The 26,298-nt window shown below is 34.7% G+C and carries 25 protein-coding genes; 3 read left to right on the forward strand and 22 right to left on the reverse strand.

The genetic code is table 11. The annotated features are described in order from the left end of the window. The first annotated feature begins 94 nt into the window (after positions 1-94). Complete coding sequence (locus F5ESL0233_RS07725; RefSeq protein WP_199692581.1) at positions 95-412, forward strand: PadR family transcriptional regulator; 318 nt, start codon at positions 95-97, stop codon at positions 410-412. 1 nt (position 413) lies between these two features. Continuing rightward, positions 414-935 carry a DUF2812 domain-containing protein gene (locus F5ESL0233_RS07730; protein ID WP_158593144.1) on the forward strand — a complete coding sequence of 174 codons (522 nt, stop codon included), beginning with the start codon at positions 414-416 and terminating at the stop codon, positions 933-935. A gap of 72 nt (positions 936-1,007) precedes the next feature. Here the strand turns inward: F5ESL0233_RS07730 and F5ESL0233_RS07735 are convergent, their stop codons facing one another. The 12 genes from F5ESL0233_RS07735 to F5ESL0233_RS07795 all read right to left on the reverse strand — a co-directional run bounded on the left by F5ESL0233_RS07735 (position 1,008) and on the right by F5ESL0233_RS07795 (position 16,485). Continuing rightward, on the reverse strand, positions 1,008-1,250 hold the full coding sequence (locus F5ESL0233_RS07735; protein ID WP_122059579.1) for a hypothetical protein: 243 nt from the start codon (positions 1,248-1,250) through the stop codon (positions 1,008-1,010). Between the two features lie 12 nt (positions 1,251-1,262). Continuing rightward, a complete protein-coding gene (locus tag F5ESL0233_RS07740) occupies positions 1,263-2,288 on the reverse strand; it encodes a branched-chain amino acid aminotransferase (RefSeq protein ID WP_122059580.1) in 1,026 nt (341 codons plus the stop codon). Between the two features lie 540 nt (positions 2,289-2,828). Further along, positions 2,829-4,139: an SLAP domain-containing protein gene (locus tag F5ESL0233_RS07745; protein WP_122059582.1), complete on the reverse strand. Its 1,311-nt coding sequence runs from the start codon at positions 4,137-4,139 to the stop codon at positions 2,829-2,831. A 263-nt stretch (positions 4,140-4,402) separates the two neighbouring features. After that, a complete protein-coding gene (locus F5ESL0233_RS07750) occupies positions 4,403-6,319 on the reverse strand; it encodes an FtsX-like permease family protein (RefSeq protein ID WP_122059583.1) in 1,917 nt (638 codons plus the stop codon). Between the two features lie 16 nt (positions 6,320-6,335). Beyond that, on the reverse strand, positions 6,336-7,073 hold the full coding sequence (locus tag F5ESL0233_RS07755; RefSeq protein WP_122048195.1) for an ABC transporter ATP-binding protein: 738 nt from the start codon (positions 7,071-7,073) through the stop codon (positions 6,336-6,338). 142 nt (positions 7,074-7,215) lie between these two features. Then, entirely contained in the window at positions 7,216-7,383 is a 168-nt protein-coding gene (locus F5ESL0233_RS08545) for a lanthionine synthetase LanC family protein (RefSeq protein WP_122059585.1), read from the reverse strand. A gap of 922 nt (positions 7,384-8,305) precedes the next feature. Next, positions 8,306-8,473 carry a hypothetical protein gene (locus F5ESL0233_RS07770; protein ID WP_233554982.1) on the reverse strand — a complete coding sequence of 56 codons (168 nt, stop codon included), beginning with the start codon at positions 8,471-8,473 and terminating at the stop codon, positions 8,306-8,308. Between the two features lie 289 nt (positions 8,474-8,762). Further along, positions 8,763-9,272 carry a hypothetical protein gene (locus tag F5ESL0233_RS07775; RefSeq protein WP_122059586.1) on the reverse strand — a complete coding sequence of 170 codons (510 nt, stop codon included), beginning with the start codon at positions 9,270-9,272 and terminating at the stop codon, positions 8,763-8,765. A 241-nt stretch (positions 9,273-9,513) separates the two neighbouring features. Next, a complete protein-coding gene (locus F5ESL0233_RS07780; protein WP_122059588.1) occupies positions 9,514-11,598 on the reverse strand; it encodes an ATP-dependent Clp protease ATP-binding subunit in 2,085 nt (694 codons plus the stop codon). A gap of 198 nt (positions 11,599-11,796) precedes the next feature. Next, complete coding sequence (locus tag F5ESL0233_RS07785; protein ID WP_122059589.1) at positions 11,797-14,325, reverse strand: ATP-binding cassette domain-containing protein; 2,529 nt, start codon at positions 14,323-14,325, stop codon at positions 11,797-11,799. Between the two features lie 2 nt (positions 14,326-14,327). After that, positions 14,328-15,191, reverse strand: a complete 864-nt coding sequence (locus F5ESL0233_RS07790) for an alpha/beta hydrolase (protein WP_122059591.1) — start codon at positions 15,189-15,191, stop codon at positions 14,328-14,330. Further along, positions 15,184-16,485, reverse strand: coding sequence for a PTS transporter subunit EIIC (locus F5ESL0233_RS07795; RefSeq protein ID WP_122059592.1), 1,302 nt, complete (start codon positions 16,483-16,485; stop codon positions 15,184-15,186). Before F5ESL0233_RS07795 ends, F5ESL0233_RS07790 begins: the two co-directional genes overlap by 8 nt. Before the next feature lie 146 nt (positions 16,486-16,631). Here F5ESL0233_RS07795 and F5ESL0233_RS07800 point away from each other — a divergent pair, with 146 nt between their 5' ends. Next, complete coding sequence (locus F5ESL0233_RS07800) at positions 16,632-16,865, forward strand: hypothetical protein (RefSeq protein WP_090093372.1); 234 nt, start codon at positions 16,632-16,634, stop codon at positions 16,863-16,865. A 148-nt stretch (positions 16,866-17,013) separates the two neighbouring features. On the opposite strand, the gene F5ESL0233_RS07805 is transcribed toward F5ESL0233_RS07800, so the two are convergent. From F5ESL0233_RS07805 to dltC, 10 genes are all read right to left on the reverse strand, one after another. Further along, the gene (locus F5ESL0233_RS07805; RefSeq protein WP_090093371.1) at positions 17,014-17,733 is read right to left on the reverse strand and encodes a helix-turn-helix domain-containing protein; all 720 of its coding nucleotides are present in this window, start codon (positions 17,731-17,733) and stop codon (positions 17,014-17,016) included. A 114-nt stretch (positions 17,734-17,847) separates the two neighbouring features. Next, positions 17,848-18,789 (reverse strand): carbamate kinase, encoded by a 942-nt coding sequence (gene arcC, locus F5ESL0233_RS07810; RefSeq protein WP_122059594.1) that lies wholly within the window; start codon positions 18,787-18,789, stop codon positions 17,848-17,850. A gap of 10 nt (positions 18,790-18,799) precedes the next feature. Next, positions 18,800-20,233 (reverse strand): arginine-ornithine antiporter, encoded by a 1,434-nt coding sequence (gene arcD / locus F5ESL0233_RS07815; RefSeq protein WP_122059596.1) that lies wholly within the window; start codon positions 20,231-20,233, stop codon positions 18,800-18,802. Between the two features lie 2 nt (positions 20,234-20,235). Beyond that, complete coding sequence (argF, locus tag F5ESL0233_RS07820) at positions 20,236-21,282, reverse strand: ornithine carbamoyltransferase (RefSeq protein ID WP_090093366.1); 1,047 nt, start codon at positions 21,280-21,282, stop codon at positions 20,236-20,238. Between the two features lie 30 nt (positions 21,283-21,312). After that, the gene (gene arcA, locus F5ESL0233_RS07825) at positions 21,313-22,557 is read right to left on the reverse strand and encodes an arginine deiminase (protein WP_122059598.1); all 1,245 of its coding nucleotides are present in this window, start codon (positions 22,555-22,557) and stop codon (positions 21,313-21,315) included. Positions 22,558-22,855: 298 nt separating this feature from the next. Beyond that, on the reverse strand, positions 22,856-23,245 hold the full coding sequence (locus F5ESL0233_RS08420) for a DUF975 family protein (protein ID WP_233554983.1): 390 nt from the start codon (positions 23,243-23,245) through the stop codon (positions 22,856-22,858). Between the two features lie 16 nt (positions 23,246-23,261). Further along, entirely contained in the window at positions 23,262-23,534 is a 273-nt protein-coding gene (locus F5ESL0233_RS08425; protein ID WP_233554984.1) for a hypothetical protein, read from the reverse strand. Between the two features lie 265 nt (positions 23,535-23,799). Beyond that, positions 23,800-24,738 carry a serine hydrolase gene (locus F5ESL0233_RS07835; protein ID WP_118898189.1) on the reverse strand — a complete coding sequence of 313 codons (939 nt, stop codon included), beginning with the start codon at positions 24,736-24,738 and terminating at the stop codon, positions 23,800-23,802. Continuing rightward, on the reverse strand, positions 24,738-26,045 hold the full coding sequence (dltD, locus tag F5ESL0233_RS07840; RefSeq protein WP_122059600.1) for a D-alanyl-lipoteichoic acid biosynthesis protein DltD: 1,308 nt from the start codon (positions 26,043-26,045) through the stop codon (positions 24,738-24,740). Before dltD ends, F5ESL0233_RS07835 begins: the two co-directional genes overlap by 1 nt. Then, positions 26,038-26,277, reverse strand: coding sequence for a D-alanine--poly(phosphoribitol) ligase subunit DltC (gene dltC, locus F5ESL0233_RS07845; protein ID WP_090093358.1), 240 nt, complete (start codon positions 26,275-26,277; stop codon positions 26,038-26,040). Before dltC ends, dltD begins: the two co-directional genes overlap by 8 nt. Positions 26,278-26,298: the final 21 nt, after the last annotated feature.

The following is a 26,298-nucleotide window of genomic DNA, read 5'->3' on the forward strand; positions in this document are numbered from 1 at the left end:
TATTTAACCTCTATGTTAGCACATTCTTTCATTTTTAGAAAGCGTTTACTGAAATTTATTTTATACTTTACTTATATAAAGGATCGTGTCAATTTTGCATCCTAAACATATCGTTCTAACAGAAGCCTATTACTATATCCTATTATCATTATTTAAACCATTACACGGCTATGGCATTATGAAGAAAATTGCTGAGCTATCTGACGACAGAGTCATGCTAGCTGCAGGTACATTGTATGGGGCACTAAATAAATTAGAGCAAAATCAATGGATTAAAGCCTTGCCCGTAAACAACTTTGATCACAAAAAACAATACGTTATTACTTCCCAAGGAAAAGAAATTGTAATCAATGAACTTAAGCGATTAGAAGAATTGGTAAATAATGGGCACAAAATTATGGAGGATAACTAAATTGGAAAAGAAGAAGTTCCGGCTATTTTTTAGTGACAAACAAGAAGAAACTTGGCTTAATCAAATGGCAGCTGCTGGCTGGCAGTTAACCAAAATTAAGGGGTTACTCTATTATTTTACTAATCAAAAGCCCAAGTATATTTATCGCATTGATTTTCTTGATCCTCAAGCTTCTAAAACGAAACAACAAGATTATATTAATTTTATTGAAGAGACCGGTGCCGAAAAAATTGCTCAAATTGGCCAATGGATCTATTTCCGGCGTCCCACAGTTCAAGGAGACTTTCAACTTTATTCAGATAATGACTCCAAGTTAAGCTATTTAAAACACATTCGCAGACAAATATTACTCACAACGCTATTTCCGTTACCACTAATTCAAATGCTCATGACTGATATTAGTAATGGCAATAGTGGCTGGGCAAGATACTTTGGCTTAGGTTTCTTTGTCTTATTTGAATTATTTTTTCTACTCAAACTAAGTACTTTGTCAATTAGTATTAAAAAATTAATTGCTAGCTAATTTTTTAATTTATGACAGTAAATAAAAGCGGCAACCATCATAATTGTTGCCGCTTGTTTTTTATTAAGATACCTAATTTTTTCGAATACGTTTAAAAAGTACCAGCCATTCATAAATAAAGGCAATGATTGCTATTACATAGTCATACCAATGGAAAGCATCCGCAAAACCAAATACGGAAAGTAGTAAAATCAAAATCAGCAATAAACTATAGCAAATAGGGGTAACATAGATTAGATTATGCTTATTAAGCCAAGAGTCTATTGGTAAAAGTTCAAAAGCTAAAATGAGAAAAATAATCAATAGAGTATCCATTTTTTTATTCCCTTATTCACTAATTTCTTGTACCCAACCTTCCGGTCCTTCTTCATTACCATATTGGATGTCAACCAATTCTTGATACAGCTTGGTTGTAATCGGACCGGTTTCTTTTTCACTATAAATCACATGCTTTTGCCCCTGGTAAGTGATTGACCCAACTGGCGAAATAACAGCTGCTGTACCCATGGCGCCTGCTTCTTTCAATTCAAAAGCCTCTGCTAAAGTAATCTGACGTTCAACTGGATTTAAGCCTTGCTTTTTGGCCAATTCCAGCAGTGATTTTTTAGTAATGGAAATCAAAATCGACGGGGATTTAGGTGTCACAAATTGCCCCTCTGACGTAATGCCAAAGAAATTGGCCCCGCCAAATTCATCAATATATTTATGTTCGCGGGGATCAAGATAAAGACAATCAGCATAACCCTTTTGATGCGCCTCAACTGACGGCAATAAACTGCTGGCATAATTGCCAGCAGTCTTAGCTTGACCTGTCCCAGCATAAGCAGCACGATCGTAGTCACTGACAATATAAGCCGCCGGATTTAACCCCTTAATGTATGCGCCAACTGGTACGGCAAAAATACGAAAAGTATATTCATTGGCGGCTTGAACGCCCAAAACATTAGAAGTGCCTACCATGAATGGCCGTAAATATAAGGTGGCGCCACTATCATATGGTGGTACAAATTCTTGGTTAGCCAAAACGACTTGCTTAACTGCGGCCACAAATTGTTCTTCTGGAAATGGTGGCATCGCCAAGCGCTCCGCCGACAAAGTAAAGCGATGGGCATTTTGCTCCGGGCGAAATAAGTTAATCTTACCATCTTTTCTACGATAAGCCTTTAGACCTTCAAAGATTTCTTGGCCGTAATGTAAAATTTCAGCTCCTTCAGACAAGGTCAAAGTTGAAGCTTCGACTAATTTACCTTCCTGCCATTGACCATCTTTGTACTTTGCTTCATAGCGATATGGCAAATCGCGATACACAAAACCTAAGTTTTTCCAATCAAGATCTTCTACTCGTTGTTTCATAAAAACCTCCTACTTAACCAATTTGTTTAATCATAATTTAATTATTGACTAATTTATGCTATAAAACTCCTAATGTCAATAGTCAGGAAAGATTATTCTTAAAACAATTTGACTATTTGCTTAGTTAAGCCTCATACTTTATCCACCTATTATTAATTATTTGTATAAGTTCAAAAATTATTGCTACAAAAACAGCAAAAAAAGAAGTCACAAAGCTGAAAGCAAAAAAGAAGCAATCAGTAAGCGCCAGTATCGTAAGTCTCCTATGTTGAAATTTAGAAAAGCTAAAGGGTCAAAGCCGGCTGAAACTAGTTTAAATAAGCGCTTTTGGTTACTCCAATCACTATTTAAGTAAACAAACTTCAACATAAACTGTCAACTCTATATTGTTATGTGCAGTTTAATTAAATACAATTGTATAAAAAAATACCTTAGGTTCAAACGAACTTAGGGTATTTTTCTATTTTTACAATACCGCTTTACGTTAGGCAATTAGTTGTACATTTGTAAATTCAATTGATTAATTGATTTTCCCAATCATTAATAAGGAGTAACAACGTTAGCTACTTTGATATATCTATTATGACCAATACGATAATATTTTTTGCCTTTAATAGTGTAAACTTCACGATTACTCATAACTGTCTTTTTCTTGGAAAGCAGACTTTTTAGTACACGTTTACCTGTCTTAGTATACTGATATGACGCTCTATTTAAATATAACTTAAGTAGTTCATCATGCTTTTTACTATATGGGAGCACGTTAACTGCTTTAATATATCTATTATGACCAATACAATAATACTTTTTGCCTTTAATAGTGTAAACTTTACCATTACTCATAACTGTCTTTTTCTTGGAAAGTTTGCTTTTTGGTACACGTTTACCTGCTTTAGTATATTGATATGAGGCTCTATTTAAGTATAACTTAAGTCCAATTTTTGGTGTTGGTAGTTCGCCCGGTGTTGGTAATTCACCTGGGGTTGAAGTTCCATTTCCTGCATCTGGGGTTGAAGTTCCGTTTCCTGCACCTGGGGTTGTGGTTCCGTTTCTTGCACCTGGGGTTGAAGTTCCGTTTCCTGCATCTGGGGTTGAGGTTCCGTTTCCTGCACCTGGGGTTGAAGTTCCGTTTCCTGCACCTGGGGTTGAAGTTCCGTTTCCTGCACCTGGGGTTGTGGTTCCGTTTCCTGCACCTGGGGTTGAAGTTCCATTTCCTGCACCTGGGGTTGAAGTTCCGTTTCCTGCACCTGGGGTTGTGGTTCCGTTTCCTGCATCTGGGGTTGAAGTTCCGTTTCTTGCACCTGGGGTTGAAGTTCCATTTCCTGTACCTGGGGTTGAAGTTCCATTTCCCGTACCTGGAGTTGAAGTTCCATTTCCTGCATCTGGGGTTGAAGTTCCGTTTCCTGCATCTGGGGTTGAAGTTCCGTTTCCTGCACCTGGGGTTGAAGTTCCGTTTCCTGCACCTGGGGTTGAAGTTCCGTTTCCTGCATCTGGGGTTGAAGTTCCGTTACTTGCACCTGGGGTTGAAGTTCCATTTCCCGTACCTGGAGTTGAAGTTTCATTTCCCGTACCTGGAGTTGAAGTTCCATTTCCCGTACCTGGAGTTGAAGTTTCATTTCCCGTACCTGGAGTTGAAGTTCCATTTCCCGTACCTGGAGTTGAAGTTTCATTTCCTGCATCTGGGGTTGATGTTCCATTTCCTGCACCTGGAGTTGAAGTTTCATTTCCTGCATCCGAGGTTGAAGATACTGCAGCATGAGCTGTTGTTGTTACTTGATTATTAGCCGATATACCAAAACAAGTTAGTGCAATTCCACAAACCATAGTTGCTAATTTTTTTCTTGAGTCCATTTTATCTCCTTTAATGTTTATATAGCAAAATATTACATATGTTATTTATTATAGCATATTATTTTAGTTTATATATACGTTAAATTAATTTTTGATATTTCTATCTTTAAGTCCTATCGTTCTTATTTCTATTTTTGTATAAATTATCTTGTATCAACTATATTTTTTGCCTTTTTTCTACTCGCTTTTGGCTTTCTGCAAATCTGGCAAAGAAGTTAAACTAAGTTAATTGCTTACATACAAGTTATGGATAAGTCTCTTACTTAGATACCTAATAAAGCTTTAGTTTTATGGTATGAAAAAAAGTAAATTATACTATAAGCAATTAAAAGTAATAAACAAGTTATAATGATTGGTTCCCCCACCATCTGAAAAGCGCCTAAAAATTTTATTACGTCGTTAGCTAAAAAATTAAATCTAAATCCAATGAAAGCCATTAAACCATTCAATCCGCCCATAATTATAGGTGGTAAGAATATCAATAAGTTATTAGCAGTAGCCGCTTTGCGTAGCTGCTTTTTATTATAGCCGATATCACCTAAAAATTTGAATTCATCAGTCACACCTAAAGTATCCATGAGTATAGTGAAATAGAGAATACAACCAATAAATACAAAAAACAATACAGAGATAAAAGTTGCCATTAAGAATGCTGCACTATTATATGAAAGTGCATCTTTATTAGTTTTGTAGGCACTTAGAAATTTGATCTTTAACTCTTTGATTTTGTTGTAAAGTTCCTCATTGTCGCGTAGGTTGGCACCATTAATTGCATAAATTGTCTTACTGTTAGCATGTTGACTTATTTTTTTAAACTGTTGGTCATTAACAGCTATGTAGGCAAAATTACCTTTAGCGAATATGGGCCAGATATTGGTCTCTTTCAAACTGACTTTTTGCTTGTTAATATTTACCGTACCACGAGAATTCTTTATCGTATATGGTGTAAAAAGATACGCTAACTTCTTAGAAAATTTGGAATTATGCTGCGGTTTATTATATTGTTGCTTTAATAACCCTTTAAAAGTACTGAGATTAATAATTCTACATTTTTTGGTAGCCATTTTTTCACTTAGTACTATTGGTCGTTTTGCAGTCGCATTAATCACTTTTACCGTTTTAAAATCACCACCGTAATTTTTAGTGATTTGCTTCACCTTGGTCACTTGATCAGGCTTAAGTTTCTGGTCAATTTCAATAGCCGAAGGAACTGTTTTTATTAATGAAGCTTTTTGATAATTTATTAGTAAAAAGCAAGTTGCAGTAAGAGCAATAACAGCCGATATAACTAAAGACAATACAACTAATAGATTTGATTTAGTTTTTAATTTAAACAGCGATTCTGGCAAAAAGATATTATTCGTTGGTCGATACAGCTGACGATGGTTATTGATTTTACGATTAATAAGATAAGCTAAAGTGCTTTTGATAATTAAAAATGTGCCAATTATTACCAATACTAATGTAATCAATGCCATTGGTACAAAACCGATTTTGACCCACAAAGATTGTTCTTGTTTAACAAGATCTAAAACCAATGCATAGCCTATTAATAACGAAATTATCCCTAAGTAAGCTGTCCCAGACTTGGTCTTAAGAGTCTTTTCGCCAACTTGATTTAAATTAGAGATATTTATGATGGATAAGCGCTTAATCAAATGGTGATTATCAAAAAAGATAACTAATAACATAAAAATTGAAAGTGCTATTGTAATTAAGAATGGTAAAAAGGTGAACTGCGTTAGATACGGTATATCAAGCTTTAAAACTGCAATCAAAAGTATTTTTATTAAACTATAAAACAAAATACTAAGAAAGATACCAGCAAAGCAGGCCATTCCAATAATAATGGTGTTTTCTATCATTAAAATTGAAGTAATATTCTTCTTTGACATGCCTAGCATTGAATAAATTCCTAGCTCTTCAGCACGCTGCTTTAAGAAAAAATGATTAAAGTAAATAATAAAGAAAATTGTAAATAAGGTAAATAATATCGAAGTAGCATAAGACATGAACTCCACTTTTGCTGAACTTGATAAAGAATCAGCAATTACATGGTCTTTAGCGAAAATTTGCAGAGTGTTGAATAATCCTAGAATTAACGAAAGCGAGATAAAATAATTTTGGTATAAGCCAAAGCCGTTTCTGATATTGTTTTTAGCTATTACTTTGTAATTCATAATTAATTTCACTCCCCTAAGCTTCTACTTCGGCTAATTTTTGCGCCAATAGTTGTTGAAAAGCATCATTACTATCTTTTTTAACAATTTGGTCAACAATTTTGCCATCTTTTAGAAAAATAACCTTGTTAGCATAACTGGCCGCTAAACTATCATGAGTAACCATTAAGATAGAAGTATTAAATTTTTGATTCACTTTTGCTAAATATTCCATGATTAATTTAGCTGCTTGAGAATCCAACGCACCTGTAGGCTCGTCCGCCAATAAGAGTGCTGGATTCTTAATGATGGCCCTAATTATCGCTACACGCTGTTTTTGACCACCAGATAAAGCCACTGGATATTTATCAAGTTGATCACTTAATCTAAAATATTCGGCTAACTTATCAATCTTTTGATCGATTTCTTGGTCATTTCTACCGAGTAATGACATAGGAACGGCAATATTCTGTCTTACCGTTAAGCTTTTTAATAAACGATAGTTTTGAAAAACAAAACCTAGTTTTTTCTTACGAAAATTGGCAGCCTCATCATCAGATAATTTGGAGATTTCATGATCATCAACATATATTGTGCCTCCAGAAGCTGTATCTAATGTCGAAATCATATTAAGCAACGTAGTCTTGCCAGAACCAGACGCACCCATGATTGCTACAAATTCGCCAAAATCAACTGCAAAGTTAATACCGGCTAGTGCTTGGTATCGCTTTTCATAAAATTTAGTAACATTATTTACTCGTAAAATTTTAGTCATAATTAATCCTCGCTTCCTGTTTCCTTGTACTATATATCTAATACAATAAATATAATAGAAAACGCTGTCAATTAGTATCCTAGAAAGTAAAAAAAGAAATCCAAATGAGTTGAAATAAAAGTTGAAATATTATTTTTTCTAATTAATTTTTATAAAGCTCTAATTCTAATATCGAAGGGACTTTCTTGAGATATATGGTTCTCAATAATTTATATGCCGTTCCTAACATACCCGTCATCAATCCAAAAACATTTCTTTTTTGTGGAATACCAGATAGCCAGTTTTTATTAGCACAAAGATCAGTAGTAATTTTTTAGGCTTTTTTAAGACTCTTTAAATAATTGGTGATAAAATATCGGTGATAGACATTCTATGTTGCCTAAACTGCTATGACAAAGGCAATCACTACACCAATGCCTTTTTCTAAAATGCAAGACTTTGCTAATTCAATATCTATATTTAAGATTATAAATTAGTCAATAATATGAATTTTTTTATTCTAGTCATACAATGGAGTTTTGAAATATGAATAAATTTAAGCTAACTGCTAAAATGTCATACCTAATATGTGGTATATTGCAATTTTTAATTGGAATAATTTACTTTATTTGTTCAAAAAGAAACATAAGTTTTTTGATAATCTTTATATTTTTAGGCATAGCATTGATATTGATACCTTACTTGAAGCCAACAAAGATAGAAAGCAAAAAAAACGATAAAGTAATAGGAATATTATTGATTTGTACAAGCATATTAATGCTTTTATTAGTTCCAAATGATTTGATCTTTTTACTATTTTTGGATTCAGGATTGATTAATTTGATAATCTAACGAGGTAATTATATCTTATATAAAATGGTGCAATAACCTGATGCGCAAAATTTTAGCTTGTCATACCTTCGCCAAATTATATGAAAAAAGATTAGATTGCCTTTATCAAGTCAAGTAGCATGTTCAACTTAAAATTACAATTTTTGCTTTAATTTAATTGGAAAAAATACGAAGGAATGATTCAAATACAAAACAGCGCTGACATATAGTTAATTGCACAATGAACAAAAACTAAAATTAAAAAAGGCAAACCACATTTTTAGTGGTTTGCCTTAATTCTTTGTTAGCATAAACGGATTAGTTTTTCTCAGAAGCGTTTGTAAAAAATATTAAAATTTTACTTGTGTGTCTACAAAATAATAAAACGAAACTTTTTATTAGTAGCCGAAATTTACATAAAACTATCCCATAACTGACAGTAAATCAATTGCAATATCACTATTTTTAATAATATAAGGATCGTGGGGTACAATTACTATCGTCTTACCTTTATTTTTTGCAAATTTCAAAGCATCAAATATTATTTTCGTATTTTCTGGATCTAGTGAACCAGTTGGTTCATCGCACAAAATTAGTTCACATGGTTTTAATAGGCAACGCGCAAAGGTGAATTAATTTAATTTTCCTTCAGCAATAAGTTTATCGTCACGCTCAGCAAGTTTTTGTTATGTGCTTTGTAACCCTGATTTCCATTAAATTTGCAGCCACGTTTCTTAAAAGTTTTAAATTTCTCGTCCAATTAAAATTTTATTACCATAAATTGGCTACTTTTTATATTGTGGATAGTCATTCAAATAATTACTATCACCGTAACTATACAGATGGCTTCCATCTCCATCATTAAAAGTATCTTTTGTCTTAAATGACTTCTTTTGATGTTTTTGCTGATTTAGGTTTTTCAGGCTTATTTGTATTATTTACTGCTGGATAAGGCAGGAATTCATCATGATCATTTGCTAGTAAAATCTGGGCCTTTAACCATTTAATTTCTGCCCTTAACTGCTTAGTAAACCTCTTAGTATATTTAGTATTAATCAACTCAAAGTGTTTTAAACATTTTTGGTAAAGTACAACTTGTTTCTGTGGTGATAATTTTTGCCCTTGCTTAACTAGCTGGTTAAATGCGCGATTGGCACGTTTATGTTGCTTTGACCAGTTTGCTTTCTCTCTAATGCTATGCAGCTTTGGCTCTGGCTCAGCTTTCTTGGAATTAACTGAAGTGACAGCTGCCTTGTTAGTATTTTGCTTATTAGTGTCGGTTTGCGTATTAGCCGTATCTGCTGAAACTACAGCAATTTGGCTAGTCATAGGTGCAAGCATTGCAACACCAGCAATGGCTAACGAAATAATTTTCTTATTTATTTTCATCTCATTACCTCTTGGATATCAAACATTTTCAATACTATACAATTATAGCATATGTGCTAATAATAACAGATTTAATTTATTAAATTTTGCTACTTTAGTAAGCAGTATAGTCATTTTCTTTTACTTTCACCCATTAAGCCGCGCATAAAAAAAGAAGGCTGTTGTTACCAGCCTTCTTTTTTGTTATCCACAGTAATTACCAAGGCGCTATTTAGTTTCTTAGCGCTTTATACTTACAGCATTATTCTGTCTTACTTTCTGCCTGGTCATCCTTATCTACAGATTGTACATCAATAATGGCATCCCCGTTTAAGTAGACATGTGCCCCATCAGCCGTGAAGTTAACTTCCTTAGTGTCTGGCGCCTTCATTAATAGTTTAGCAATTGGTGTTTCCATTTCCTGTTCCACCACGCGCTGTAATGGTCTTGCACCAAATTTCTTGTCATAACCTTTTTGTGCAAAGTAAGCTTTAGCCTCAGGTGAGACCACCAATTTGACGTCTTTTTTAGCCAAGACATGCGTCATTTTCTTCAAGTAAATATCGATAATCTTTGTCATATCGGTTGGCGTAAGCGCATTAAACGGAACAATTGCGTCTAAGCGATTCAAAAATTCTGGTCTGAAGTAAGCCTCTAGTGCCTTGATCAACTGCTCATGGTCAACTTGACCATCCTTAAGTAAGTTATCTGAGTAACCTGCATTTGACGTCATAATTAAAATCGTATCCTTAAAGGAAACGGTTCTTCCTTGCGCATCGGTTAAGCGACCATCATCCATAATTTGTAATAAAGCATTAAAAATCTGGGGATTAGCTTTTTCAATTTCATCAAATAAAATCAAGCTATATGGTTGGTGGCGTACTTTTTCGGTCAATTGACCACCTTCACCATAGCCAACATATCCCGGAGCTGAGCCAATGAGCTTATTCACAGCCATCTGGTCTTGATACTCCGACATATCTAAGCGAATTAAATGGTTTTCACCACTAAACAATTGAATTGCTAATTGCTTAGCAAGTTCTGTCTTACCAACACCAGTTGGACCTGTAAGTAAAAATGAACCAGTTGGACGATTATTATCTTTGAAAATTTGCTTACGAGCAATCGCATCAGTAATAACTTCAATTGCCTTGTCTTGATCAATCACTGTTGCCTTTAATTTTGCCGCTAAATTTAAGTTTTTCTGTCCTTCACTGGCATGTAATTCACTCATTGGAATCCTAGTTTTAGCCTCAATTAGAGCATAGATATCTTGATCTGTAACCCTAGGCGTATCTGCATCATCAAGATGGTCTAATTGGTCACGTAATTTTTCAAGCTGCTGTTTTAGGTCACTGGCCTTAGCATAGTCTTCATTTTGAGCAGCAACTTTTTTATCATTTTCTAAAGTTTTAATACGCTGTTTCAGTCCTGCTTCATCGCTAGGGGTTGCATCAAGTCCTTTCTTTGCTCCAGCTTCATCAAGTAAATCAATTGCCTTATCTGGTAAGTAACGACCTTGAATATAACGTTGTGATAATTCTACGGCAAGTCGGATAGCGCTAGCACTATATTTTACATGGTGATACTCTTCATACTTTTTCTTTAAACCTTCCAGAATCTTCACGGTCACATCAGTTGAAGGCTCTGGCACATCAACTGGTTGGAAGCGCCGCGCTAAAGCCGCATCGTTTTCAATTTGGCGATACTCACTAGTAGTTGTCGCCCCAATCAAATTTAAATCTCCACTAGCTAAAGCCGGTTTTAAAATATTAGCTGCATCACCACTATTATTTTCCGAATCAGTCGAACCAGCGCCAACAATATTATGTAATTCATCTATAAATAAGATGATATTGGGATTTTTCTTTGCTTCATCAATAATTTTCTTTAAACGTTCTTCAAAGCTACCCCGTAAACTTGAGCCAGCAACCATATCATTAATATTAATGGCAATGATATGCTTATCTTTCATTTTTTCAGGAACGTCCCCTTGGGCAATTTTTTGGGCTAAACCTTCAACAATTGCAGTCTTACCAACACCTGCTGGTCCAACTAGCACCGGATTATTCTTCTTACGTCGACTTAAAATCTCAATTACTGCTTGAATTTGTTCATCACGCCCAATTACGGGATCGAATTTATTATTTTTAGCTTGTTCAACTAAGTCAATCCCAATTGGTTGCTCTTTTTGAGTTGGAACGTTTTGCTTAAGATTTTGTGGTGCCATATTCATACTGCTTGAATAGTGAATAGGAATCGAACCATTATTATCACTCGGACTATTAAAGAAAGAATTGTTTAATTCGTTAAATAAGTTATCAAATTCGTTGTCAAAATATGTCATATCTAAACACCCCTTGTATTCATTATAAATTTTAAATTAGCACTCAAAAGCATCGAGTGCTAATTTCTTATACTTGTAATTATAGCAGGTTATCCACAGATAGCAAGAAAGATAACTTACTTTTCCACAATTATTTTTCGAAAGCAAAAAAGCCTTATCTATCAAGACTTATGGTCCTAAATAAGGCTTACTATTTAGTTATTTTTGGTATAACTGAAACTGGGCACGTAAATATTTTGCTGTCAAACTCTGCCTATTTTGCGAAATATCCACAGGTGCACCACAAGCAACTATTTGTCCCCCATTTGCTCCTCCGCGCGGGCCTAAATCAATCATATAATCACTGTTAGCCATAATATCTAAATCGTGGGTAATCGTAATGATTGTCGCCTGCTTATTTAAAAGTTGTTGAAAAACTTGCAATAGCGTTCTAACATCTTGCGGGTGTAGTCCCACTGTCGGTTCATCAAAGATAAACAAGCTGTCTTTTTGTTGCCGGTGCAAATGACTAGTCAACTTTAGCCGCTGAGCTTCACCTCCTGATAAAGCGGGTGTTGCTTCACCAAGATGCAAGTAGCCTAAACCCATTTGACTTAAAGTTGTTAATGTTTTTTGAATTTTAGGCTCTGTTTGAAACAAATTTTGCTGAAGTAGCTCAGCTACTGAGTAGTCGAGTATCTCGGCAATACTTAATCCTTGCCATTTTACCCTTAACACATCTTGATTATAGCGGTGTCCTTCACAAAGTGAGCAAGTTTCAACCATATCGGGCAAATATTGAATATCAAGCGATATTACACCACTACCCCCACAAGCTGGGCAAGCTCCCTCTTTATTATTATAGGAAAAATGACTGGCACGATACTTATAACTCTTAGCTTGCGGTTGTTGGGCAAACAATTTACGCAAATTATCCATAATATCCGTATAAGTAGCTACTGTAGAACGTTGATTTTTACCCACTGGTGAAGAATCAACACTAATTACATTTTTAATTGACTTGCCCTTAAACTGCTTAATCCACTTAGGCATTGGTTGATGTGCTTTTTGCGCCTGCAAAGCCGGTAACAAGGCATCAAGAATTAACGTGGTTTTCCCTGCTCCAGAAAAACCAGTAACTGCCGTCATAAAGCCACACGGAATTTTAACTTGTACGTCTTTTAAATTGAAACACTGGGTGATTGCTAGGTCAATTTGTCCTAATGAAAAAAGTTCTCTATTAGCTACTGGACGAACAAGCAGCGGTGCATTACCAGTTAAATATGGGCCAATTAACGAATTAGAATTTTGCTTTATTTGTAACGGGGTACCCTGAGCAATAATTTGCCCTCCCTGACTACCAGAACCAGGGCCAATTTCAATAATCCAATCAGCTGCACTGATAATTGCAGTTTCATGATCAACTACTACTAAAGAATTTCCTTGATTAACTAATTGGTGAAAAATATCAATTAAGCCAGCTACATTATCAGGATGCAACCCTACTGAAGGTTCATCTAACACATATAACACCCCAGTAGTTTCTGTTCTTAAAGTTCGGCCTAATTGTATGCGCTGTAATTCGCCAGTCGACAAACTATTAGCTGACCGAGCTAAACTTAGATAATCTAAACCTAACTTCAATAAAGGCTTAACCTGATGTAGTAGTTCATCACTTAAATTTGTAGCTAAGTCTTGCATTGACTGCGGCAACCAGTCCTTTATTGCTTGCATATACTGGGGCAACTCACCTAAAGTTAATTGTTCAGCTGTCACAATATTTTTCCCAGCAACTAATTGTTGCCAACGGGTAGGATCAATACGATAGCCCTGGCAATGCGGACAAGTATTGAAATGATAAAAGGAATTTATTCGTTCAAGCCCGCGTTCAGACTTAGTAGTCTTACGCGAATTAATTACTGCATTATAGGCATTTTCATATAAGGCATCAAGATGATAAATACGTCCAGTCGAAGTTGGAACATCTACTGGTACTTTTCTCTCTTCACCATGAAGCACGATTGCTTTTTCTTTCTTAGTTAAGTCGCGGTAAGGAATATCTGTACGAACTCCTAATTCACGGGCAATACGCCACATCCAATTGCGTCCAGGAATCTGCCAAGTAGCAATTGCACCGTCAGCAAGCGTTTTATTTTCATCAGCAATAATTTTACTGTCATCAAGTTGTTCAACCTTCCCTAAACCCTGACATACTTGACAAGCACCATCTGAATTAAATGCAAAATCTTCCGCGCTAAAGGCATAAAATTCCACCCCACATTCTGTACAATGAATCTTACCCATTTGCTCACCGGTTAAATCCATTGCCTGCGCTATTTCAATAGTGGGGGCATTTCGATGTCCCTTAGGACAAACAGGTGACCCGAGCCGGGAAAAAATAAGGCGTAAAATATTAAAAATTTCAGTCACTGTTCCTACTGTTGATCTTATCCCAGGTATATCAGGACGCTGGCGCAAGGCAAGAGACGATGGAATATGGCGCACTTCATCAACAGCTGCGCGTCCTACTTGATTAATTCGTCTTTTCGTATAAGTGGCCAAGGAGTCAAGATAGCGGCGCGCGCCTTCTGCATATAATATTCCCATTGCCAAACTAGATTTACCAGAGCCACTAAGACCCGTTACTGCTACAAATTGATGCAAGGGAATCTCAACATTAATATTCTTCAAATTATTAACTCGGCCACCAATTACTTCAATCTTTGTTGGTTGTTCTTTATATTTCATGATTAATCATCTTTTCTTTTATTTGTTTTCACCGATTTGTTAGGCTTTTTCAATAAATACTGGCGAATCACTTGAATTACTTGTTTATTTTGGGGCAATTCAGAATGATCTGCTTGCTTACCGGTCACGATTATGGCCGTATAAGCTTTAACTTGATTTTGAAAAATAAACTTACCCGCTGCTACACTACTTTCAGGTACAATGCCGTCAGACTCATAATTTTTACCACCAGTTAACGAATAAACCTTTAAGCTTTTCGGTAATTTACTACGTCCTTTAATAAAGTCTGCTAACATCTGCGTTCGATTGGCTATGTTTTTTTCAGTAAAGTTATAAGGCGTCCCCAAAGTCATTAACCGTTTAATCTTAGCATCGCTGTCATATTGTGAATAGTAATGTTCTAACCAATAAGTCCAAATAAGTCCTCCATTAGAATGACCAAAAGCATTAAAATTATTAAATTTATAGTTCTTCATTAAAGAGTCAAACGCTATATCTAGCCAATAAGCTTGCTTTCTTATATTTGCATATCCATCGCGATTATCGGTAAAACCGATAATAATGAATGGTTCGAGGTCATTTTTCTTAATTGAACCACTATATGATAATTTTGCTTCACGTGAAACAGTGATTTTTAATACGCTATGTCGACGCACAGTTGTCTTATTTAGCTGACTAATTAATTGATTAAATCGTTCTGTTGTTGCACTTGATCCCGGCACCATAATTACGGGCGAAAGTAACGATTTACTCCGTTCTGCTCGAGTATTATTTTCTTTTTTCATCCAGGAATAACTGGGGATAGATAAAATAATCATAATTACGACTAATCCGAATAGCCATTTATAATTGGTGTTTTTATTCATTTACATTCTCCTGCGTGGCCTCACCTAACTTTTTGCTTACCCGTTCACTAAGTTTAATAATTGGCCACAATAAGCCAATGTCATTTAAAAACAACAAAATTGTAAAAATCAACGTTCCCCAATTGCCATTAGTCCCAAAAAAGGGAACTAATAACCCTGGTGTCCCTTTTAAAATTGGATATACACTCACCGGAATAAGCCGTAAGCTAATTGCACTAGCGGCTATTAGTAAATTAAATAGTGGAATTAAAATGCTCGGTAACAAAAATACGGGATTCAGCATAATTGGTAGCCCCACGGTAAAGCCCAAAGTTGAATTAAATGCTGCTGGCAAAAGGCTAATTTTGGTTAAAGAAACAATTTCTTTATTTTCATGACGTAGCATTAATATGACAATGATTGCTAAAGTAACGCTAGAGCCACCCATCATAGCATAATTATTAATTAAAGAACTACCCAAAAATTGATAAGGAACCTGCCAAGAATTGCCATGTTGTAAAGCATAGGTTAAATTTTCTGCAGAATGAGCATTATTAATTGTTCCAGAAAGGGCATGTACTGGAAAACCAATACCCAACCAATTTAAAAAAGTAATAACTACTGTGAGTAACATTACTTCCCATAAATTATTTGTAATCTGTACTCGATTAATAAGTTCATTAAAACTAGTCGAATTTAATAGCTTAATTTTTAAATCATAAATAAAAATTCCTAAAATAATACTCAATATGAGACAAACACAAGCTGGAAGCGCAGCTTGCCAAACCCGGCTTTGAATAGTCCTTGTACTTTCATCTTTAACAGGCTGATAATCTTTACCCAAAAATCGATAAATAAGACCAACCCCATAGCCAATAACTAGAGCAATAAATACCGCATTAATTTGTAATAAGTTTTCTGAAAAAAGCTGTTGGGTATTGCGATTAGTACTAGATGCATAAGCACAAAAAAGAATAAATAAGACAGCAGTTATACCGGCCATACTCGAATCTTTATGATAAATTCGAGCCGTATATTGAGCCATAAAGTAACAAGCATACAGTCCAAAAATGCCAAAAGTTACTTCCACCATGCCCGCACTAATAAATGAACCCGTATACCAAAACTGATCTGATATTACCTGATCTAAACCAAAAATATTGTATATTAGTCCGTCGGGGGCAAAAACCAAATTATGTAAAAGTTTAAAATATGAACCAGCCATGGCAATTGGCATTAACATAACTAAAGTACGTTGAGCAGCTTTAAAAAAAGAACACTCACGAATTTTAACTATAGTAGCGATATCAATCATTTTTTGAACTCCTAACCAAACTATTAAGACAAAATAATACGCCACTTATTCTAAGCCAGCAAATTTTACGTATAGTTCTTATTTATTTTTTAACAGTCATTTTACTCAAAATGTTATAATAGCTGTAACTTCTAGAAGGTGAAAAAATGAGTAAGAAAAAAATCGAATTATCAACCAATGTAGAAATGTTGATTAAAAAATATCTCGATCTTAATGATCTTAGTTTGGATGAATTAACTAATAGAGCTCTTAAAGCATACTTAGTTAATCACCTAAGTTCAACACAGGTCAAGGAAGCTTTGAAGCAAGCCGATGAAAGTGAATCAAGCTATTCAAATAAATTATTTCAAAGCAACATTGATGATTTAAATAAGCTTTAACTAAGCAAGCCAAGCAGGAAATTTCCTACTTTTTTGGATAAAATAAAAATATCCTAGTGTTTAACACTAGGATATTTGAATTCTTAAGGAGACTTTTATTATTAAATTTAAATCTAGTTTATGATATTAATAAAAATCGCTTAGACAGTTACTTAATACTTAAAGAGGTTGTTATATCTCTTGGCAACATATGATTTGAAAAACTCTGCAATTCAGTTTCAAGTATCCGCAATTTATCAGTTCTTTCCTTTAAAAATGCTACTATTAAGGTTAATAAATCGATGCCCTTATGTGGGTCTAGTTCAGTCACTGTTTTAATTTTCTGTAAACGATATTCTACAGTCTTGGGGTGAACCATTAAAATATTAGCCAGTGACGACATAGATACTTGATCTTTGGCATACAGCCATAGGGTTAGTTGTGTATCTTCATCAATTTGACTTAGCTTTTTTCGGATAGCTGGATAATCTAAGGTTGAATGCATGATATTAGCCATATTTGCCACTTCATCATAATAAACAGTGGCATCAAACTTATTCGTTAATGTTAAAGCAAACAGTGCTTCTTTAATACTGCCCGACAAGTCAAAATGTGGTCTACCAATACCAATAAAAATGTTTTTAGGTAAATTAGTTAAAAAATTTTTTTCCTTATTTTGCCGCATAACATATACGCGTTTACTTTTATCTAAATTAAATGCTAATCGCCATTCAGGCAAATTGTTATATTCACTTGAGGCTACTACAGCAATATATTTTATATCTAGGTCAACGCCATTGATTTTAGCACGCCCATCAAAACCATTATCAGCTACCGGCACATCATAATCTGAAACGTATAACCACTCATGCATAAATTTTTCAAGCATATTTATCGTTCTCCTATTTAACTAATTAATATATAAATTTTTTCTTATATAAATTTACTATCTGCAAATAGGTAATTAAATAGCTCTATCAAGTAACTGTTCGGTAATTTTTTCTTAATCTGGAACAATTACTGTTCCATCACCATCTTTTAAATAAGAAGAAACATTATCTAATGATGTAATAATAGCTTTATGACCGGTTGACTCTGCGTATGAAATAGCAGCTTCAACTTTTGGTTTCATTGATCCGCTTGCAAATTGATTATCTGCTAAATATTCTTTCATTTGGGATACGCGAACTTCATGCAAGTCTTTTTGGTTTGGCTGTTGATAATTTAAAGTTACATATTTTACAGCAGTTAAAATTATTAATTCATCAGCATCAACTAGTTCAGCTAATTTTGCTGCTGAAAAATCTTTATCAATTACTGCTTCAATACCATGAACTTCAGCTCCCGCTTTAACAACGGGAACACCACCACCACCACCAGCAATTAAAGTCACATCATTATCTACCAAAGTATTAATTGCTTGGGCTTCTATAACACTAATTGGTTTAGGTGAGGGAACCACTCTTCTAAAGCCGCGACCAGCATCTTCAACAATTTGCCAATCAGAGTGTTCTTTTTCAATTTCTGCCACTTCTTCTTCATTATAAAATGGTCCAATTGGCTTTGAAGGATGTGCAAATGCCTTATCATGTTCATCAACAACTATTCTAGTTAACATTGTTGCAACATTTAATGATAATTGTCGCCTTTTTGCACATATGTTTAAGGCATTGGCCAGCCATAAGCCAATTTCGCCTTGCGTCATAGCGCCAACTGTATCTAATGGCATAGCTGGATTGCTTTTGGTACTACCTGCAAGTTCTTGTAATAATAGATTGCCCACTTGCGGGCCGTTACCATGAGTGATGACTAATTGTATATCTCCTTTAGCAATAAACTCCGTTAGGTAATCCGCTGTCTTCATTAAGGCGGCTTGTTGGGCTTGTGCTGACGGATCATCGGTTAAGATGGCATTGCCTCCCAATGCAACAACAATTCTTTTCATACTTTCCTTTCTACGCTTTTAGCTTACCTAGAATAAGTGCAATAATTGCAGTTAAAGCTAAAAAACCAATAATAATCATAAAAATCCATTCAATCTTACTAATTGGGTGATTATTTTCTTTGCGAGCACGGTAATATAAAACAAAACCAATCACATAGGCAATGGTACACAGCCACAGATATTGCAACCCCGCAAAGATCATCTCCACAACTTCAAAAACTAAAGCAATGAGACCACACCAAATCATGCTCTGCTGTCTGTTCTCTAAACCTAATTTCAATTCATATGCGCCAACCAATACATAACAAACAGCAATTGAAGATGTACATAAGGAGTAAGCAAAGTTGTATGCTTGGTCTGTAAAAAGCAATGTAATTAAAAATAGTTGAATTAAAATTTCAGTTAACCAAAGAGAATTAGCTGGGGCCCTGTGTTTATTCAATTTACCAAACCAATTTGGTAGTAAACCTTGTTCAGCCATTAATGAAGTAGCTTCAACTGGTAACATTGTCCAAGATAACCAGGCACCTAATATGGAAATAATCAAGCCAACTGCAATAAATGCACCGCCAATTGGTCCCGTCATTTCCTTAAATAGATAAAGCAAAACAGGATGCCGCATTGTTTGTAATTTAGCAAGCGGCAAATAGCCATATGGTAAAATAGAAACAACTATATAAATACTTAATAAAGAAAACAAACCAATAATTGTTGCTTTACCTGCATCTGACTTTTTCTTGGCACGAGCAGCCATTGTTGTAGCGCCCTCAATACCAACAAACACCCACATCATAACCATAATGCAGCCTTTAATTTGGTTAAAAATGCCAGCTCTTGTTGGTGCAGTATACGTCACTTTACCCATAAGATTGGTAGACATATTGGCCCAAAAATGACTTGTAAAAATACCTGCCTTAAAAGTAATAAGTGCAATTACAATAAATGCAAAAATTGGAATCATTTTAGTTATAGTAACAATCGCATTAATAACTGCGGCTGATTCAATTCCCTGAGTAACTAAAATTGTTAGTGCCCAGGAAATAATTGAGGCAACAATAATTGCACTAATACTATTACCTGACTTTAATGGTGGGAAGAAATAACCTAATGAAGACATTAGCATCGTTGCAAATGCCACATTACCAAGCCAAGCTGACAGCCAATAACCCCAGCCAGAAATAAATCCAGCAAAATCACCAAAACCTGCACGAGCATAGTCTGATACTCCAGTTAAGTCCGGTTTAGTCAAAACTAAATTATTTAAACTTAAAGACAATGTTAAAATACCGATACCAGTAATTACCCAAGCTAAAAGTGCTGCCCCCGGTGTAGCCGCTTGTGCTAAAGTCGATGGTAAATCAAAAATTCCTGAACCAATTGCTGAACTAACAACTAAAGCAACTAGAGCTGGCAGAGCTATCCCTTGCTCTTTGGAATCAGTCATGACTAGTGGCCTGCCTTTTCAAGCTCTGGTACAGCTGGAATAAACATATTGCCTAAGGTTGCTGCCATAATCGCTTTAATTGAATGTTTTCGGTTTTCGGCTTCATCCCATTGGCGAGCGTACTTGCTACGAAAGACTTCATCGGTAACTTCCATTTCGGTAATACCATACTGTTCTTTAACATCTTGACCATATTCTGTGTTAGTGTCATGAAAAGCTGGCAAGCAATGCATAAAAATTAAATTATCGTCATCCATGCCTGTTTTGTTCATCATTTCCATATTAACTTGATATGGTTTAAGTAATTTCACCCGATTTTCCCAATCAGACTCACCCATTGAAACCCAAACATCAGTGTAAATAACATTAGCCCCTTTAACACCTTCATCAATATCAGCCGTTACCAATAAGTTAGCACCTGATTCCGCAGCAAATTTATTTGCTAAATCAACAACTTCTTGAGTTGGGTGTAATTCTTCTGGTGCCACAATATGAATATTGACACCGAGCATTGCACCAGTTACTAATAAAGAATTAGCCATATTATTGCGACCATCACCAACAAAGGCCAGTGTCAAACCTCGCAAATGACCAAAGTTTTCTTTAATTGTCATAAAATCGGCAATCATTTGGGTTGGATGCCATTGATCAGTCAAACCATTCCAAACTGGAACACCAGAATATTTTGCTAATTCTTCGACGTCTGTTTGTTTGAAACCTCTAAATTCAATACCATCAAACATTTTGCCTAAAACAATTGCAGTATCCTCAACGGATTCCTTTTTTCCTAATTGAATATCATTAGCTCCTAAATACTCAGGATGTGCACCTAATTCAATTGCTGCGGTAGTAAACGCTGAACGCGTTCTAGTTGATGTTTTTTCAAATAATAAAGCAATATTTTTTCCTTCTAAATAATGATGCGGAATATTTTTTTGCTGTAAGGTCTTTAAGTGTAGCCCTAAGTCAATTAAATATTGAATTTCTGCTGGAGTGAAATCCTTTTCTGCTAATAGTGAACGTCCTTGAAATACTGAATTAATAGCCATTTTATTTCTTCCTTTTATTTATTTAATTTTTTATAAGTCTTCACGCCACAGAGGTTGAGACATACAACGCGGACCACCACGACCTCTTGAAAGTTCACTTGAAATAACTTCATGCACCAGAATATCGTGTTCACGTAACATTTCATTACTTACATAATTACGGTTATAAGTAACTACTTCACCTGGGGCGATAGTTAAAGTATTGGAGCCATCATTCCATTGCTCACGTGGGGCAACAATATCATCAGCATTACCAGTCATAATCAAATCTAATTCTGATAGATGGAGGACTTGTTTTAATGTTTCCCCTAAATCAGTGTGATGTTCCATCTTGATTTTGCCGTTTTCATCTGGGGTCATAACAAAAATATTCATTTTCCCGGCTTCATCCATAATTCCTGGAAAAACAGTAAACTGGTCTTTATTGACCATCGTAAATACCGTATCAAGGTGCATCATGGCGTGATTATGTGGGATTTCAATCGCTACTACTGTATCAAAGTGACTATCATTATTAGTAAATAATTCTTGTGCCAAACCTTCAATTGATTTAGATGATGTTCTTTGTGAAACACCAATTGCTAAAACATGATTGTTTAATACCAATTCATCCCCACCCTCAATTCGGGTACTATGGTTACGATCGCGCCAAACATTAACATGACCTGCAAAACGGGGATGATATTTCATCACAAATTCAGTAAATAATGATTCAGGCTGACGAGCTTTAAAAGTCATATGATTAATAGTAATTCCTAAACCTATAGAGGCCTGTGGATCCCTTGTAAAATATGCATTAGGTAGGGGATCGAGTAGAAATGGGTCATTAGCATCACTACCTGCCAAATCGTGTAGGGTTTCATTTTTTAAATCCAAATCAATTTCATTACGACGAATACCGCTATAAAGCTTAGTTACCATATCATGCAAGTCAAAACTATTAAGATATTCTTGCAAGACCTCATGTGTTACACCCGCTTCATAACCATGTTCACTAAGGTATTGCTTAATAAACTCTTGGCGAATTTTTGAACTTTGACCTAATGCTTCAACCGCTAAGTCATCAATATATAGGGTCTCAACCCCATTCTTTCTTAAGGTTTCAGCAAAATAATCATGTTCTTCTTGGGCAATTTTCAAGTATGGGATGTCATCAAACAACAGATTCTCCATTGTGTCAGGAGTAATATTTTCAACTTCAGCACCTGGACGTTTCAACAATACTGTTTTTAATTTGCCAATTTCTGAATTAACATTTATTGCTGGATTTTCCATCTTTATTTCTCCTTTATGCAACAATTGTAAAATTATCAAAAAGCGCTTTCATTAATTTACGTGATAATTATTGCAAAAACACATATGTGATAAAACGGTATTTTTGATAGTCTTTTTTATCCATTTAGATAAATAAAAAGCACTTACTAACAGGTTACGTAAGCAAGTGCTAATAATGATTGAATAACTATAAAGACATAATATCTTCTTACTCAATCTCTTTTTAGTTTTTAATGATTTCCCAACTATAAATAAAAAGCATATAAAGTAGTTGTCCTTTATATGCTTTAATGAAATATTAATTAAATTGATCTCCAGCCAATTGACGATAAAAATTAGCTCTGGTTGTTTGAACATATGGAACTATCCAAATAAGTCCTATGCCCAAAGTAAGTAAACCTATTAAATACCAGCCCAAAAAGCTTAAGTCTAAAACAAATAATTGCCATTTGTGTCCCACCATCAACCGACGACTTTCAGTAATTCCAGTCGTAGCATGAACTTCTTTACCACTTTCAACCAAGTCGCTCACAATATACGGAGTTAAAGCATAAGAATAACTTTTAATAATACCTGGGACAACAAGTAAAAGTGTCCATAAAATTTGAAACACATAACTACACAAATAATTTAAAAATTCTGGAATAAAACGGTTGTCAGTAAAGACCGAAAAAACAGCTTTAAACAAATTGTGCTTATATCCTCTAGATAAATGTAAGAAGGTAATTAGCCATACTTAACATGAAAAAACCGCTAAAAAAGCCCAATCCAGTACCTAAAAAAAAGGTGCCATTCGTAACATACGGTCTTACTATTTCAACAACATTATTACCTTGAAAATTACCAATATTATCTTTCATATTATAGCCAAAAATTAAGCCATTTAAGATTACTATAATTAGACCAATACAGGCGGCCCAACCCCAATTACCACGAAGCTCTTTTTTAGCTTCTGCTTTTATTTCTAATCTGTTCATATTTTCCTCCACACAACTCTTCTAATAAGTTAATTTTAACCTAAACAAGTGATTATTAGCAAAGAATATACAAAGAGCTTAATTCCACCAACATCGGAACTAAGCTCACACAGTGTTTATACCGTCAGCACTGACCACATAAAAAGAAATATCATTTTCGCTACCGTAGAAAATGAATAAATTATTCTTTTCGCTAACGGCACAACAAAATTCTAGCATGCAATTACTTAAAAAACAAGACAAGCACAGCCTATACAAATATCTATTAGTCAATTAAAGACTTCATAATTTTATCAATTTGTGGCTTTAAAGATGCAAATTGTCCCATTCGCGTTCTATCTGACTGAATAATTAGCATCGTTTTACCATCTTTGGTACTACGTAAAAAGGTATAATAGCCTTCTCCTGCCCCATTAGCTATTTTAAATTTACTATTGTTATAAAAACCACCATTATAAAAACTCGGCGAACCGGCTTGATAAAGTAACTTTCGACTTTTACTCGACAAGAATTTTCCCGCAAGCAAATAATGAATTACTTTAGCTAAATCATGATTAGACATTACTATTGATCCAGCTCCCAGTTCATTGTGTGCATCACTTAAAGCAGTTTTAGCTTTGACTAAAACATATCTACCTTTTTTATAAACTTTGCCAGGAATAAATCCAGTATTTAACAGTTGAGCCGACTTAGCCCATAAAAATTCAGTGTGCTTCAATTTCAATGGCTTAATATAAGTATCACGAAATAATTTTTCATAACTTTTTCCCGTTACTTGGGATAAAATACCGCACAAATATATATAATTAAGTGAACTGTAATACCATTTCCCTAACATTTTCGGTACAAAAATTGTTTTTGCAATATTATGTTCAAGATTTGCTTGATCAGATTTAAAAGTTCTACTTCCTAATTGACTACCAGGCCGTAAACTTAACCCTGCAGTCATTGAAATTAGATTTGCTAATTTAATTTTCTTTGAACCAGGGATTGCTGGATAAAATTTACTAAGTGGATCTTGCAAACTTAATTTACCAGTTTGAACAAGCCGCATTACTAATGCTGCAGTCATTGACTTTTGAACAGAATTAATTAAATAACTAGTGTCAGTTGCATTATTTGTAGCATAATCAAGTAGAATCTTATTGTCTTTAATGACAAGAACTGATCCCTTAATTTTTAAGGCATCAATTTGCTGGCGCACTATTTTTCTTTTAAAGCTGCTTTTCGATTTTCAACTGCAGGATATTTGTCCGTTGTCTTAATCATTCCTGGCTTGTTTTGCCATTTTTTAGTATAGAAATAATTACGCATATTATAATTATACGGTTCATTTTTCTGATTCATAAATGGCTTAACCGCTTGATCAACAGCAACCCATCCACGCCAACCAATATGAATGGTATCTTCCATAAAATATTTTTCCGAACCACGTTTGGATAAATCTTCTATCTTATCGAAGCCTTGGCTGTTTAATTGATACTTAATTTTATTAACTGATTTTTGATACATTGACTCAGATAGTCCAGTATAATCAGCCCACTTTTGATTTATTGGTGGAATAATGAACAAAACATTTGTATGTTGTTTAGCAAATTGGTGCAACATCAATTCAAAGTCACTATATTCAACTGATTTTGTATAATTAAAATCACGCTGGCTATCTTTTAATTTAGCTAAGGCCCGTTTGTTTAAACGCATTTTGTAAAATTTGTTATTAATGCCAAAGCTATTTGAATTAGTATTAATAGCAGCCTGTTGCTTAGCTATTTGGTCAAGCGCCTTAATCGAGTATGTATTAGGCAATAATTTAGCATGACCATTAATCTTTTGGATACGATCACGTAGCTGAAATGTACTGAAAAACTTGTCCTCATTGTTTAGCATCCGTCGCTGATTTTCAAGGAGAAAACGTTGCGTACTTGTTAAACTCTGACCATTTGCAATTGTTTTCATACCAGATTTAATAACACCCTTTGTTTCTGGCATTTGCAAGAACCGTTTGGCAGCATAACGATTAGAAACACTAGTTTTCTTAATTCCTAATAAAAAATTACAAGCTTGCAATGGTGAATAATACAAAGAAAAAGCATCTGGATCTTGACCAATCTTGGTAAACCATTGGGGTGAAATAATCACTACCGCCTTTTTATTCTTTAATTGTTTAGCAGTACCTTGCATCCCTAGAAATTGAGCTAATGATTGGCTCCCAGGTCCCCCCAATAAAAATGGGCGATAATTGCGGTGATATTTCTCAGCCAAAACGCTCGGATGGAGTGGATCAAGCCGTGATAATTCACTAGAACCATAAAAAGGGACGTAGCCATCATCAAAGGCATTCTGCTTCATTCGTGATCCTTTGAAAATAGTAGTTGTCTGCGAATTAGCTGCTTGATAGATAGCATCCTTAGAAAATGTTCTTTCCCAAGGTATTAAAAAAATGACTAACAGCAGGATAAAAGCGCAAAGAACCGGGCCAAAAATTTGCCACAGTCGGCGTTTATTACTCATTTTTTGAATTTTCCACCTTTGAAACAATCTTACTTGGCGTGTTCCATTCATTCCTATCAAATTCAGAAACTGGTACATCAATTGCAAACTTCTCTTGCAAATTCAAGAGCATCTGAACACTAGCCATTGAATCCATTAAGCCATTTGCAAAAATATCTTCATCCATTCTTTCTGATAAATCTTCACCAGTTAAATCTTGCAAAATGTCTAAAACTTCTTTTTCAATATTCATAATAAAACCTCTTAAATTAGA

This window comes from Lactobacillus sp. ESL0233, from assembly GCF_003692995.1.
Taxonomy (GTDB): Bacteria; Bacillota; Bacilli; order Lactobacillales; family Lactobacillaceae; genus Lactobacillus; species Lactobacillus bombicola.